We start from the raw sequence: 14,378 nt of genomic DNA on the forward strand, positions 1-14,378 counted from the left end.
CTGTCTATCTTAACATTTGGAGAAGTGAATATGAATAAACCATTTATCGCAATTGAAGGTCCAATCGGTGTTGGAAAATCTTCTCTTGCCCACAAATTAAGTCAATCCTTAGATTTTTATGAAGAAAAAGAAATTGTCGATGAAAATCCATTTTTATCTGACTTTTATGATGACATTTCAAAATGGAGTTTCCAAACAGAAATGTTCTTTTTATGTAATAGATACAAACAGTTTAAAGATATCGAGTCACTTCATAAAGGTATAGTAAGTGATTATCACATTTATAAAAATAAAATCTTTGCTAAAAATACATTAGACAGTCATGAATTCAATAAATTCTCACGTATATATGACATTTTAACTGAGGATTTAACAATGCCAAATACAATTATCTTTTTAGATGCAGAATTAGATGTATTAAAACACAGAATTGCTAAAAGAAATCGTAGTTTCGAACATCAAATCGAAGATGATTATTTACTGGCTTTGAAACATGATTATCATACATTTTATAGTTCTTTAAAAGATAGTAACGTTCAAGTATTGCACATCAATACGTCAAATATGGATTTTGTCAATAATAACAAAGATTATCAAGAGATACTTACTCAGGTAAAATCAATGATTGGAGATAAATAAAATGAATTCATTTAACATACCACAAGATGCCATTATCACAATTGCAGGTACAGTAGGTGTCGGTAAGTCTACCCTTACTCAAGCTTTAGCAGATAAGTTAAATTTTAAAACCTCATTTGAAAATGTAGATCATAATCCATATTTGGATAAATTCTATCAAGATTTTGAGCGTTGGAGCTTTCATTTACAAATCTACTTTTTAGCAGAACGTTTTAAAGAACAGAAGCGTATGTTTGAGTATGGTGGTGGATTTGTACAAGACCGTTCTATATATGAAGACGTAGATATCTTTGCCAAAATGCATGAAGAAGAAGGAACTATGAGTCAAGACGATTTTAATACTTATTCAGAACTATTCAATGCCATGGTCATGACACCTTATTTTCCAAAGCCAGATGTACTTATTTATTTGGAATGTGATTATGACGAAGTCATTGAACGCATCAAGCAGCGTGGTCGTGACATTGAAATTGATACCAACCCTGAATATTGGCAAAAATTATTCGAACGTTACGATCATTGGATTAATAACTTTAATGCTTGTCCAGTTGTTCGCGTGAATATAAATGAATACGATATTCATAACGACCCTGACACACTTAATCCTATTATCGATAAAATTGCACATGTTATCGATACGTATCGTCAAGTTGACCCAAGATAATCAATAACCAAATATTTAAGCTCCCAACTTTATTTACCCACATATATAGTGGAGACAAAGTCGGGAGCTTTTTTATTTTAAAAATCACGATTATTATTGTTTATCAAGCACTTGTTTAACTTCACTCGCACTTTCAACGATGACATCCGCTTCGTGAAGTTCTTCTTTTTTAGCAATACCTGTTAAGACACCAATACTCAATCCTAATTGTGCATTAATTGCAGTCTTCATGTCATTTGCTGTATCCCCTACAATCACTACATGTTCTGGTTTAACATCATAGACTTCGAATAATGGGTCTAATACTTTGGGACTCGGTTTTTCTTCAGCATGTGTTTCAGTTGAAATAACTAAATCGAATAAATGTTTTGATTGTGTTGCTTCTAAAAATTGGGTAACCCCTTTTTTAGTATCACTTGTTACAATGCCTATTTTATAGCCATCTTGACGTAAAGCTACAATCGTATCGTATACACCATCTACCCAATGATTTTCAGGCTCTCTTGAGTCCACTAACTCTTGACTCGTATTTCTTGTCCATTCAGATGTGTCTTGACTGGTAACATCATCGAAGGATTTGATCATTTCACCTAGAGATCCTGAACCCATCACAGAATCTGGAACAATTTTATCATCTATGATTCCTAATTGTCTGTGCGCTACTTCTTTATCATGAACAGGAAATGTATCTAACAATTTATCAACCAGACGTATACCAATTTTTTCCCAACTCTTATCAAACTCTATTAACGTGCCATCTTTATCAAACAGTATCCATTCCATTGATATCACTACACTCCATATTTTATTTTTCTTTCAATACTTACTATTGTAGTACAATCATTCTTAAAAATGTAGGAAAGTTACTTTAGAGTAAATTCTCAAAACAAACATAATCATCTAAATCCAAACTAAAGGAATAACATTTTAACTTCAACACATATATGCACATTGTGATTGCTCATAAAAAAACTAGAAACCTTTAATAAAGGCTCCTAGCATTAATTTAATATTTTAATATCTAGGCACTACAAAACGCCAACCGTGACGATCTTCTAGTGAACCATTTTGAATACCTGTATATTCATTATAAAGTTTTGTCGTAATTTCACCTGGTTCATTGTTATTAATGACAATTTCTCTATCTTCATAACGCAAAGTTCCTACCGGTGAAATAACTGCTGCTGTACCAGTACCAAATACTTCGGTTAACTCACCTTTGTCGTACGCTTCAAATAATTCGTCAATAGAAACTCGACGTTCTTCAACTTCATAACCTAAATCTTGTGCTAATTCGATAATAGATTTACGTGTTATACCAGGTAAAATACTACCATTTAATGCAGGTGTAACGATTTTTCCGTTTTCAACAAAGAAGATATTCATACTGCCTACTTCTTCAACGTACTTTTGTTCAACACCATCTAACCAAAGCACTTGGTCGTAACCTAATTTGTTAGCATTCGTTTGCGCTAATAAGCTCGCAGCATAGTTACCTGCTACTTTAGCAAACCCTACACCACCACGTACTGCACGTACATACTCATCTTCAACATAAATTTTAGTTGATTTTAGTGTGTCACCACCATAATAAGCACCTGATGGTGATAAGATAATGAATAATTTATATGAATGAGATGCTCTTACGCCAAGAATGCCTTCAGTCGCAAATACAAATGGACGAATATATAATGATTGACCTTCTCCTTCTGGAATCCAATCACGTTCAACATCTACTAATTGTTTCAAACCTTCTAACAACACTTCTTCATCTACTTCTGGCATTTCCAAACGTGCTAAAGAATTATTAATTCGTTTGAAGTTTTGATCTGGGCGGAATAAAACAACTTCATCATTATATTTATATGCTTTCAAACCTTCAAATACAGCTTGACCATAATGTAAACCTTGAGCGGCTGGTGAAATTTCAAATGGTGCATAAGGCACTATTTTTAAATCATGCCAACCCTTATCAGCATCATAATCATAACTCAACATATAATCTGTAAAGTATTGACCAAACCCTAAATTCGAATTATCTGGTTTTTCTTTTAGCGTATCTCGTTTCTCAAATTTAACTTGTTCTGTCATGATAACGGCCTCCTAATATTGCTACCAATATAAATAGTTATACTAGATTATAGCAATCGTATATTTAGTATTCAATAAATTTTCCGAAAATTCAAACTAAATACTAATATGTATTATATATTAAGTAAAACACTATCGGTTTTATCTTACAAGTCAAGTAACTGCTGGAAGATAAAAATTACTCCTTCTAATGTAAAAATAATTAGAAGGAGTAAAACTAATATTTACAACGTTAAATTGATTAAGTAGATTATTTTGTTGCTTTTTCTTTATCTTCAATGGCATCTAACATTAATTTAGTCATACTTTCTAAATCGTATTTAGGATTGAAGCCCCATTCGCCACGTGCACAACTTGTATCAATACTATCTGGCCAACTTTTAGCAATACCTTCTCGTACAGGATCCACATCATAGTCTAATGTAAAGTCTGGATAATGTTCTTGGATAGCTTCTTTAACCATTTCGGGATCAATACTCATAGCACTTAGATTATAACCATTTCTAGTTTCTAATTTCGCACCATCAGCTTCCATTAATTGAATAATAGCTTCAATTGCATCGTCCATGTACATCATATCCATAAATGTGCCTTTATCAATATAACTTGTATAATGATTTTCTCTAACTGCTTTAAAGTATATTTCTACAGCATAATCTGTAGTACCACCGCCTGGTTCTTTAATATGTGAAATTAATCCTGGGAATCTTACACTGCGTGTGTCTACGCCAAATTTCGTAAAGTAATATTGACATAATAATTCTCCGGCAACCTTGTTAACACCATACATTGTTGTAGGTTGTTGAATTGTGACTTGTGGCGTATTGACTTTAGGTGTTGAATCTCCAAATGCACCAATTGAACTTGGTGTGAAGAAATGTAAGTCGTATGTACGCGCTGTTTTTAAAGCATTCATTAATCCACCCATATTTAAATCCCAAGCAAACATAGGGTTCTTCTCTGCTGTAGCTGATAATAAAGCAGCCATGTGCATTAACGTATCAGCTTCAAAATCCTTAACTAATTCAAACATTTTATCACGATCTGTTACATCTAAAATTTCAAAAGGCCCATCATTAACTGGTGAATCCGCTTCTGGTTCTCTAATATCCGTAGCTAGTACATTATCTGTTCCATAAATTTCTCTACATTTAACTACTAATTCTGTACCTATTTGTCCTAAAGCACCTGTTATCATAATTTTTTTCATTATAAATCTCCCCTTGTGTTTATAGAAAATTCGTTGTCTTTCTCGTGTGAACAAATTCTCGATTTACATCTATATTATAATATAAAAGCGCTTTCTTGTATATATAGTGAGTACAAATTTAAATTTTCTATTTTTTGTTATTAAATCAATATTTAGAGGAAATTCTATATTTATTACTCACAATGACATACACGTTAATCAAATATTAATAAACCTTAAAATTACAGTAAATTATGTTTATAGAATATTTTTATTTAAAATTTATATGCTAAAATTGACTTGTTATATTTTTGATTATTAAGGAGGCCAATATGAAGCGTCTATTTTTTTCATTCATATTAATCATGTTGATTTGTTTAGGTTTTATAAATCATCCTATACAAGCAGCTGAAAATCAAAGTGAAATTCAAAAGAGCAATGCCACAACAACTCAACAAATAAATACAAGTAGTCAAGATTCAACGCCAAGAGCCCACATAGAACAGCAACTTTCAAAAGACGATACTACGACGTCGTTACCTGAAGATAAAACTATTCATACGTCTTCAAATAATAACAATGATAATTCGCAAAATATTTCTTTACATAAAGAGGAACGAGCGAAACATCAAAACAAAGTAGATGATACAAATACTCAAAGTAATGGCAACAATAGAAATGATTTAGTAAATAAAAATGCTACAAACACAACTTCTTATCATTTAAATACACAACACGAACAACCAAATTCAAATACCAAGGAACCAGTAGTTAATATTAACAAGAATTCAAATACACCAAAGCAACAGTTAAAAGAACAGCAATCTTCAACTAAAAATCAAAGTAACAATGATAAAAATCATCAACAGCAGGCTGATCAGAACAAGCAACTATATGTAACTTCTACACAAACACAAGAAAAAGCTAAAAATAATGATAGCTCGAAAACAAAAAGTACTAACAAAAATGAACATAAAATTTTACATACAAACGATATCCATGGTCGTTTTGTTGAAGACGATGGAAAAGTCATTGGTATGCCTAAAGTTAAAGGCCTTAAAGATAAAGAAAATCCCGATTTATTATTAGATTCTGGTGATGCTTTCCAAGGCTTACCTGTGTCTAATAATTCTAAAGGTGAAGAAATGGCAAAGGCTATGAATAGTGCCAGTTATGATGCCATGACTCTAGGCAATCATGAATTTGATTTTGGATATGACCAATTACTTAAATTAAAAAAGCAGCTAAACTTTCCGATGATTACTTCAAATGTTTATAAAAATGGCAAAAGTGACTTCGAACCATCAACAATAATCAATAAAAATGGAATTCGATATGGTATCGTCGGAGTGACCACTCCAGAAACTAAAACTAAGACTTCACCATCGGCTGTAAAAGGTGTTGAATTTAAAGATCCACTGACAAGTGTGAAACGTGCTATGAATGACATTAAAGATCAAGTAGATGTTTTTGTCATTTTATCTCATTTAGGTGTAGATCCTAATACTAAAAAAGAATGGCGTGGCGATTATTTGACTGAACAATTATCGAAAGATAAATCATTTAAACAATCTATCATCGTGTTAGATGGTCACTCTCATACTGTCATTAAAAATGGTAAATCATACGATAAAAATGTATTAGCTCAAACGGGAACAGCATTAGAAAATGTGGGACGCATCCGATTTAATAGAGAGGATAATCAAACGAAAAATCTTAAAGCTGATTTAATTAACGTTGCTGATACAAAAAACATTCAGCCTGACACTAAAATTGAAAAACAAGTAAACAAAGCGAATGATGACTTCTTAAAAGCGACATCAACAGTCATTATTCCTAATAACAAAGTGAAACTTAATGGTGAACGTAATGTTGCCCGTACACAAGAAACAAATTTAGGTAATTTAATTACCGATGCAATGGAGGATTATGCTTCTAAGAAGTTTAGCCATCGACCTGATTTTGCTATTACGAATGGTGGTGGCATTAGAGCGTCTATCGATAAAGGTAAAGTAACTCAAAATGACATTATTACTGTTTTACCTTTCGGAAACTTAATCTCTCAAATTAAAGTAAAAGGCTCTGACGTAAAAAAAGCTTTTGAACATAGTTTAAGTGCACCTACAGAATCAAAAAATGGCAAACCACAGTTGACGGCAAATGGTGGCTTCTTACAAGTATCTAAGTCTATTCGCATTGGGTTCGATATGGATAAAAAGTCAGGCGATAGAGTTACAGATATACAAATCATTAATCATGATACTGGTAAATTCGAAAAATTAGACCCCAATAAAACATATTATGTAGCAACGAATGATTTCACAGCTAATAAAGGTGATGGTTATGACATGTTCGGAGGCAAACGAGAAGAAGGTGTTTCTTTAGATGAAGTAGTTGCTCAATACATTAAAAATGCTGATTTATCTAAATATGATACCAACAAACCTGAAAGAATCATCAATGGTCAACTGCCTCAAAATAATAAACATAGTGACAAAGTCGTTCCACTTCCAAAAACAAAAGACATTAAAACGACTTATTACCCTGGAAATAATGTAGCGACAATCTCATCACATCAAAGAAACCACTCAGGCAAACCTTCAAACAGAACGGTTAGTCATATCGATGCCTACCAACCAAGCCCTAGCAATAAAATATCAATAGCGACTCAAAACAATACGCATCATCATGCTAAGTCATTAAATAAAAAGCGCAGTGAAACATCAAATCAAAGTGATGACCAAATCAAAACTAATATATTTAATACAAAATCTACTTATCTAAGAAGCGCAACATCATATTCTCAATCAAATTTAGATATCGTAACATCTAACACTAAACATATACAAAACATGTATAATGGAGAACGTTCTCAACAATCGACTCATGACAATTTAGCTATTCTTCCTAATACAGGAGGTAGCAATCATTCTGATGTAATCGCACTATTAGTAGCGATAACTGGCATCACTTTATTATATTCACGTAAAAAATCTGCATAATATAAAGAAGGTCATGAGACAGTATTGCATGTCTCATGACCTTCTTATTACAATCTTTATTCCATTAGAAAGTCTTTAAATGTTTGTGGCTTGTCGTTAACTAAGTTTTCAAAATCGTTAGAATGTTGATCCAGTAATCCCCTTGCGCCTGCTTCATACATAGATGCTAGAAGTGCTCCAAATCCTTTTGGTTCATCATACATATTTGCAAACGTCTCTAATGAAACAGGTTCATATTTAATTTCTGTTTGAGATACATCTGATAAAATATCTGCAAGCTCATACATATCATAACTATATCCTGATAATAAGTAACGTTCTCCCCATGTATCAGGATTCTCTATGATAGCAATAATACCTCTAGCTATATCACGTCTAGTAATATAATTAATTCGACCTTCACCTACTGGATATATCAACTTATGCATGTCCATTAATTCTGGAAGATACGGTTTCAATGGGTCCATATACATTGCCATTCTGACATATGTATAATCAATACCACTTGAAGCAAGAAGACGTTCAGCATATCCAAAATAAGGACTCATATGGAAAGGATTATTATGTTGATCTGCATAATATCCAATATAAATAATATGACTAACGCCACTTTGCTTTGCTGCACTAATTAGATTTTCTACTTCTGGAATTCTTTTAATAGATGGATGTATGATACTTGGTATAAAAATAACTGTATCAATATCTTCAAATGCTGTAACCATACTTTTTTCATCAAAATAATCCAATTGCCTTACAGAAACATTATCTCTCCATTGTTCTGGAACTTTATCTAAATTTCTTACCCCTATATAAAATCGGTCAATACCATGCTCAATGGCTTGGTTAGTAATATGATGACCTAAATTTCCTGTAGCACCTGTTAACATTATATTCATTTCATTCAGCTCCTTTATTTAAGCCTAATACTTCTAACTTCATAAATAAACTCATTGATACTAAAAACACTTAGTGAATCTAACTTCTGTCAATTCACTAAGTGCCAACATAAATTTTTATGTTTCCATTAACTTACCAACATTACGCATGATTCTCGCTTTTTTATAACCATGAATATCATGTAATTCTTTATAAGCGCTAAATAGTTTCTTATAACGTTTCACTTTTTCAGGATCTGGCGTTACTTCATATAAAACAGGTTCTTTCATAGACTTAATCGCTTCATTTAAAGTTTGATGTGCGCCACCACAAACTGAGCCAAGGATTGCTGCCCCAATAGTAGGTGCATATTCGCTATCTATTATTGTTACTTTTTTATTTAGTACATTTGCATAAATGTCCATCATTAGTGGATTTTTCTTAGGAATACCACCACATGCAAATACATCTTCAACATCCATATTCCAACTTTGGTATTGTTGCATAATCATTTTAGTACCGAATGCTGTAGCTTCTAAATATGCACGGTAAAGCTCTTCATGTGTTGTTTGTAGCGACATACCAAACACACAACCTTTTAGGTTACTATCACTTAACACACTTCGGTTACCATTGTGCCAATCTAAAACAATTAGACCACTCTCACCTGGCATTTGGTCCTTTACTTTCTCATTTAATAATTCAAAAATTGAAATGTCTCTTTCATTCGCTTCATCTACATAAGCTTTCGGTGATTGGTTTGCAATATATTCAAAAAGATCACCTACTGCTGATTGTCCTGCTTCATATGCATATAATTCTGGAATAATAGCACCCTTAACAGAACCTGAAATACCAGGCACTTGATGTTGTTGTTCATTTAACATAAGATGACATGTACTTGTTCCTATTACCATCGTCATTTGCTTATCTTGTTGTGAACCAATTCCTAATAAACTTGAATGTGCATCTATAATAAACGGACTTACTTTAGTATGTGTTGAAAGACCCAATTTCTCAGCCATCTCTGCAGAAATTTGGCCAACTGTTTCGCCTATTTTAAAAATTGGTGCATCCACTTTTTCACGTACAACATTTGATAATTGATCATCTACTTTATCAAACAAATCATAGTGGAATCCTTCATTTTCTTCCCAAAATGATTTAAAGCCTAAACCACAATTAGAGCGAACATTTTGTCCTGTTAATTTATTAACAATCCAATCTCCAGCTTCCATGATATTAGCGGTTTGTTCTAAAACTTCTGGTGCCTTATTCATTACTTCCATAATTTTAGGAATCATCCACTCACTACTTACATTAAATCCATAGTAGCCTAACCATCTACTCTTATTATCTAATGCAGTTTGGAAAAGTTGATCTGCTTCAGCTTGAGCACCATGATGTTTCCATAATTTTACATATGCATGAGGATTATTTTCAAATCCTGGTAAATTATGAATTGGTTCTAAATGTTCATCTGTAAACATAACTGTAGAAGAAGTAAAATCAATGCCAATACCTACAATTTCTTCTGGGTTAACACCTGAAGATTCAATTAAATATGGAACGCCCTCTTCTAAAACTTCCATATAATCATTTCCATTTTGAAGTGAGAAGCTATGTGGTAACTTAACACCATTTAAATTCTTTTCAATTGTGCCATGTGTATATGGTTTTATATATTTATCTATTATTTTTCCATTTGTTGTATCAACTAAAAAAGCTCTTCCTGAGCCTGTTCCGTAATCTACTCCAATGCTATAACTCATTGTTATACCCCCATACTTTATCTACATCTCTTTTAAGTAAGCGTTTTCCTAAATAATACGCATAAATGAACAATAAATCAATCATAAAAGTTCAAAAAGAACTAAAATGAACATTTTTATATAAAAAATCATTGACACAGGCGATTGTAAGCGTTTACTATTGTTTACATAAATAAAAGTGAACAAGTATTAAAGGGAGATGAACAAAAATGAGCATCGAGTCAAAAGCTTATCGCCTAATTCAACCTGGCGAATTTGAATATACAACAATTAATCATGAGTTTAGAGATGGTGATGTTATTGTTAATCCTTCTAAAGCAAGTGTTTGTCATGCTGATTTAAGATATTACACAGGTAATAGACGTAAAGAAGCATTAGACAAAAAATTGCCTATGGCATTATTCCATGAAGGTATCGGTACTATTGAAGATTCTAAACATCCTGATTATCAAAAAGGAGATAAAGTAGTTATCGTTCCGAATATCCCTTCTCGCTTAAGAGCTGGTGACTTCGAAGAAACAGATTTATTAGATAATTATGATGAAAATGCCGTATTTATGGGTAGCGGCTATGATGGTATTTGCCAAGATAGAATGGTTGTACCTGGAGATAACATCGTGAAAATTCCAGACACATTAGATGAAGACGTCGCTTTATTAGCTGAATTATGTTCAGTATCATTATTCCCAATCAATCAACTTAAAGAGATTACTACTAAATCTTCTCCACAAGTTGCAGTATTCGGCGACGGCCCGGTTGGTTATTTAGCAGCAACTGCACTTCATTATATATATGGCATTGAAAAAGAAAATTTAATTGTTTTCGGCGCTATTGAAGAAAAACTTCAATCATTCGAAAACTTTGCGACAACACATCTTGTATTTGATTATGATTTCAACAGTCATAAAGGCGTTCATACTGTATTTGAATGTTGTGGTGGTAAATTCTCTGAATCTGCAATCAACCAAGCAATCGATTTAATTGATAGACAAGGACAAATCGTTTTAATGGGTGTTACTGAAGACTTAGTTGGTATTAATACACGTGACGTATTAGAAAAAGGTTTAACACTTTCAGGTAGTTCAAGAAGTACAAAACACGAATTTGAACAACTCATTGCTTCATTCGAAAATGAAGAGTATCAACAAGCCCTTAAAAAATTAATCCCTGATGAATACTATGATATCCATAGTACAGAGGATCTTAAAAAGGCGATGGATGATACTGCAGCACATAAAGGTTGGAAAAAAACATATTTAAGATATCACTGGTCATAAACCATGATATCTAAGGGGAGATAACATAATGATGAATAAGACAACGTTTTTAGGTATGCCCAAACAAATCGTATGGGGTTACATTGGGATATTAATATTTATGATGGGAGACGGCCTAGAAATTGGTTGGCTAAGCCCCTATTTGCAACATAATGGCTTTAGCTCAAATGAAGTAAGTTGGTTATTTGGGTGCTATGGTATTACGGTTGCAATTGCAAGTTGGTTCAGTGGTGTTTTAGCTGAAGCATTAGGCGGTAAACGTACGATGTTTATCGGTTTAGTATTGTACATTATTGGAACAATATTCTTTGTTGGTATTGCACTACCTTCTGAGAATTTAGCAATTATGTATCCTGCTTATGCATTAAGAGGTTTAGGTTATCCTTTATTCGCTTATTCATTCTTAGTTTGGATTTCATATCGTTCTGAACAACGTACGTTAGGCGCAGCTGTAGGTTGGTTCTGGCTTGTATTTACTGGTGGATTAAATGTGCTAGGTGCATTTTACTCTATCTTTGCTATTAAATACTTAGGTCATATCGGAACATTATGGAGCTCATTATTCTGGGTAGTTTTAGGTGGATTCTTAGCAATCGTCTTGAATAAAGATAAATTACCTACTGATAAAAGTAATGCCAAAGCAAAATTAGCTGAAATGTTAAAAGGATTCACAATCGTTGTTGAAGAACCAAAAGTATTAGTAGGTGGTATTGTACGTGTCATTAATACTACTGCACAATTTGCTTTCCCAATCTTCTTACCACTTTACTTAGAATCATACGGCATCCCGACTTCTAAATGGTTAGCTGTTTGGTCAGCTATTTTCTTCGGAAATATCGTCTTTAACCTTATTTGGGGTATTATCGGAGATAAAATTGGTTGGCGTAATACTGTTATGATTTTCGGTGGTATCGGTAGTGGTATCTCATGTCTATTAATGGGCTATGTACCTATCTGGTCACACGGAAATATCATTTTACTTACAATTGTTGGTGTTGCTTGGGGTATCTTTATCGCAGCATATGTACCTTTAACTGCTTTAATTCCTTCATTAGTGAAAAAAGATAAAGGTGCTACCCTTTCAATTTTAAACTTAGGTGCTGGTTTACCAGTGTTCGTAGGCCCAATGATCGTAAGAATTTTCTTAGAACCGTTTGGTGACTTAGGCGTAATTTGGATTTTAGGTATATTATACTTTATTAGTACAATTTTAACTTACTTCATTAAAATGCCGAAAAGCCAACAATACGGTGAAACAGAATAAAACTCAATAATATAAAGGCTGTAGGCTAAGTATAAGATGGTCATTTCATTGTCATACTTTCATCTACAGCCTTTATTATGTATTTGATATACTATAATAAACATACATAAATCATGGATTATTTATATAATTTGAACAAAACTACTAGATGGAGACGGTGAATATGTTACCTGCCGAAAGAGAACAAAAAATTATATCCTATTTAACTAAATACAAAACTGCCTCAGTTCACACATTAGCTAAAGAATTTAATGTACATGATGCCACAATTCGTCGCGATCTTGTTAAACTCGAGCAATATAACCAAATTAGACGTACACATGGTGGTGTGGTGTTAAATAATGAAAATGTATATAGTGAGCTGAATTTCGATGAAAGACAGACAGAATATTATTACGAAAAGCTAGGTATTGGATACAAAGCTGCTGAGTTCGTTGAAGATGGAGACACACTTATTATCGACTCAGGTTCAACCACATTATTATTTGCTAAAGCTTTACTGCATAAGCAACATTTAACCATCATTACAAATGATATCCATATCGCTTCGATACTTCGTTCTTCTAACCATAAAGTCATCGTGACTGGCGGCACACTATATCATAACAACTATGTACTAAATGGTTTAATTACGACACAAACACTACAATCATTTAACTCGATGAAGGCTTTTTTAGCTACTCCTGCTATAGATGCGATCAAAGGTGTAACTCACTATAGTGAAGAATTTGTAGACGCTAAACGCCAAATGGTAAATCAATCTAAAGAAGTGTATATGCTTACAGACAGTTCTAAATTGAATAAAATTGCTTTTTACCAAGTATGTCCTATTCATAAAATTACTGCTTTAATCACAGATCATCACGAAGACATACATGAGTATAAGAAGACCATTCCAAATGTGATTGCAGTCAACCCTAAAGATTATCAATAAATAAGCGTTCCTTATATTGAAAGTACTATTAATCGATGTTATAAAGAAGATAAGCGATTTCACATTTATCTATTTTAAATGATAAGTCTGCTGTTTGTCTGCGAGGATACTGCGGATAGTCTTACTTAGTCACATTTTTATTGAATGAGGATGATATTATGAATAATCAAAAGCCGTTGCAAACATACAAATCAAAACAAACAACCGTAATAATTACTAGTATAATATTTATGTTATTTATCATTTCAGATATACGTACGATATTAAGTAAAGACGAATGGCTACCTCTGGCATTAGCCGGTGGATCTTTAATTATATTTATTGTCTTTTTAATGATTAATATAAAGTCATTCATCCATAATTATAAACGCAGACCTTATTAAATCGAAAGTAAAGATAATGGGAGTGGGATAGAAATAATAAAGAGGTCTGGACAAAAGCGTTTAGGATTTGAGCAGAACCGAGCGATGATAAAGAACTACTTCCTTATTCATAGGTTAGTAGTTCTTACAAACTCAATAGTTGAGTTTGTTCATTTGAATTGTTTTCCAAATTTTGTCGAATCGTGAACGTTTGCCCAACTTGCATTATTTTCAGAAATTGGAATACCAATTTCTCTATGTTGGGTCCCTTCTGCCGATAATCCTGCTTTTGGGACGCCGTTAATCGG

The 14,378-nt window shown here is 32.8% G+C and carries 11 protein-coding genes; 6 read left to right on the forward strand and 5 right to left on the reverse strand.

The annotated features are described in order from the left end of the window. The first annotated feature begins 30 nt into the window (after window positions 1-30). Both JX000_RS10575 and JX000_RS10580 read left to right on the forward strand, forming a co-directional pair. Window positions 31-639, forward strand: coding sequence for a deoxynucleoside kinase (locus JX000_RS10575; protein WP_206140694.1), 609 nt, complete (start codon window positions 31-33; stop codon window positions 637-639). 1 nt (window position 640) lies between these two features. After that, entirely contained in the window at window positions 641-1,303 is a 663-nt protein-coding gene (locus tag JX000_RS10580) for a deoxynucleoside kinase (RefSeq protein ID WP_002451992.1), read from the forward strand. A 93-nt stretch (window positions 1,304-1,396) separates the two neighbouring features. Here JX000_RS10580 and JX000_RS10585 read toward each other — a convergent pair whose 3' ends face one another. From JX000_RS10585 to JX000_RS10595, 3 genes are all read right to left on the reverse strand, one after another. After that, on the reverse strand, window positions 1,397-2,086 hold the full coding sequence (locus JX000_RS10585) for an HAD family hydrolase (RefSeq protein ID WP_002451993.1): 690 nt from the start codon (window positions 2,084-2,086) through the stop codon (window positions 1,397-1,399). Window positions 2,087-2,317: 231 nt separating this feature from the next. Beyond that, window positions 2,318-3,394: a branched-chain amino acid aminotransferase gene (locus tag JX000_RS10590; protein WP_002451994.1), complete on the reverse strand. Its 1,077-nt coding sequence runs from the start codon at window positions 3,392-3,394 to the stop codon at window positions 2,318-2,320. 250 nt (window positions 3,395-3,644) lie between these two features. Next, the gene (locus JX000_RS10595) at window positions 3,645-4,604 is read right to left on the reverse strand and encodes an NAD-dependent epimerase/dehydratase family protein (protein ID WP_002451995.1); all 960 of its coding nucleotides are present in this window, start codon (window positions 4,602-4,604) and stop codon (window positions 3,645-3,647) included. A gap of 311 nt (window positions 4,605-4,915) precedes the next feature. Between JX000_RS10595 and JX000_RS10600 the strand changes: the two genes are divergently transcribed. Continuing rightward, window positions 4,916-7,585, forward strand: coding sequence for a 5'-nucleotidase C-terminal domain-containing protein (locus JX000_RS10600; RefSeq protein ID WP_002451996.1), 2,670 nt, complete (start codon window positions 4,916-4,918; stop codon window positions 7,583-7,585). A 56-nt stretch (window positions 7,586-7,641) separates the two neighbouring features. Here the strand turns inward: JX000_RS10600 and JX000_RS10605 are convergent, their stop codons facing one another. Then, on the reverse strand, window positions 7,642-8,481 hold the full coding sequence (locus tag JX000_RS10605; RefSeq protein ID WP_002451997.1) for an SDR family oxidoreductase: 840 nt from the start codon (window positions 8,479-8,481) through the stop codon (window positions 7,642-7,644). A gap of 117 nt (window positions 8,482-8,598) precedes the next feature. Next, window positions 8,599-10,233: a ribulokinase gene (locus JX000_RS10610; RefSeq protein ID WP_206140695.1), complete on the reverse strand. Its 1,635-nt coding sequence runs from the start codon at window positions 10,231-10,233 to the stop codon at window positions 8,599-8,601. A gap of 209 nt (window positions 10,234-10,442) precedes the next feature. Between JX000_RS10610 and JX000_RS10615 the strand changes: the two genes are divergently transcribed. From JX000_RS10615 to JX000_RS10625, 3 genes are all read left to right on the forward strand, one after another. Continuing rightward, window positions 10,443-11,510, forward strand: coding sequence for an alcohol dehydrogenase catalytic domain-containing protein (locus tag JX000_RS10615; protein ID WP_002451999.1), 1,068 nt, complete (start codon window positions 10,443-10,445; stop codon window positions 11,508-11,510). Window positions 11,511-11,538: 28 nt separating this feature from the next. Continuing rightward, window positions 11,539-12,774, forward strand: a complete 1,236-nt coding sequence (locus JX000_RS10620; protein WP_075778354.1) for an MFS transporter — start codon at window positions 11,539-11,541, stop codon at window positions 12,772-12,774. A gap of 163 nt (window positions 12,775-12,937) precedes the next feature. After that, on the forward strand, window positions 12,938-13,708 hold the full coding sequence (locus JX000_RS10625; RefSeq protein ID WP_002452001.1) for a DeoR/GlpR family DNA-binding transcription regulator: 771 nt from the start codon (window positions 12,938-12,940) through the stop codon (window positions 13,706-13,708). Window positions 13,709-14,378: the final 670 nt, after the last annotated feature.

The organism is Staphylococcus sp. SB1-57 (genome assembly GCF_017086425.1).
In the GTDB taxonomy this organism is placed as follows: domain Bacteria; phylum Bacillota; class Bacilli; order Staphylococcales; family Staphylococcaceae; genus Staphylococcus; species Staphylococcus warneri_A.

Excerpts from the sequence above, each read along its gene's own strand:
- JX000_RS10575 (WP_206140694.1), top strand. The coding sequence starts at position 31 with ATGAATAAACCATTTATCGCAATTGAAGGTCCAATCGGTGTTGGAAAA.
- JX000_RS10580 (WP_002451992.1), top strand. The coding sequence starts at position 641 with ATGAATTCATTTAACATACCACAAGATGCCATTATCACAATTGCAGGT.
- JX000_RS10585 (WP_002451993.1), bottom strand. The coding sequence starts at position 2,086 with ATGGAATGGATACTGTTTGATAAAGATGGCACGTTAATAGAGTTTGAT.
- JX000_RS10590 (WP_002451994.1), bottom strand. The coding sequence starts at position 3,394 with ATGACAGAACAAGTTAAATTTGAGAAACGAGATACGCTAAAAGAAAAA.
- JX000_RS10595 (WP_002451995.1), bottom strand. The coding sequence starts at position 4,604 with ATGAAAAAAATTATGATAACAGGTGCTTTAGGACAAATAGGTACAGAA.
- JX000_RS10600 (WP_002451996.1), top strand. The coding sequence starts at position 4,916 with ATGAAGCGTCTATTTTTTTCATTCATATTAATCATGTTGATTTGTTTA.
- JX000_RS10605 (WP_002451997.1), bottom strand. The coding sequence starts at position 8,481 with ATGAATATAATGTTAACAGGTGCTACAGGAAATTTAGGTCATCATATT.
- JX000_RS10610 (WP_206140695.1), bottom strand. The coding sequence starts at position 10,233 with ATGAGTTATAGCATTGGAGTAGATTACGGAACAGGCTCAGGAAGAGCT.
- JX000_RS10615 (WP_002451999.1), top strand. The coding sequence starts at position 10,443 with ATGAGCATCGAGTCAAAAGCTTATCGCCTAATTCAACCTGGCGAATTT.
- JX000_RS10620 (WP_075778354.1), top strand. The coding sequence starts at position 11,539 with ATGATGAATAAGACAACGTTTTTAGGTATGCCCAAACAAATCGTATGG.
- JX000_RS10625 (WP_002452001.1), top strand. The coding sequence starts at position 12,938 with ATGTTACCTGCCGAAAGAGAACAAAAAATTATATCCTATTTAACTAAA.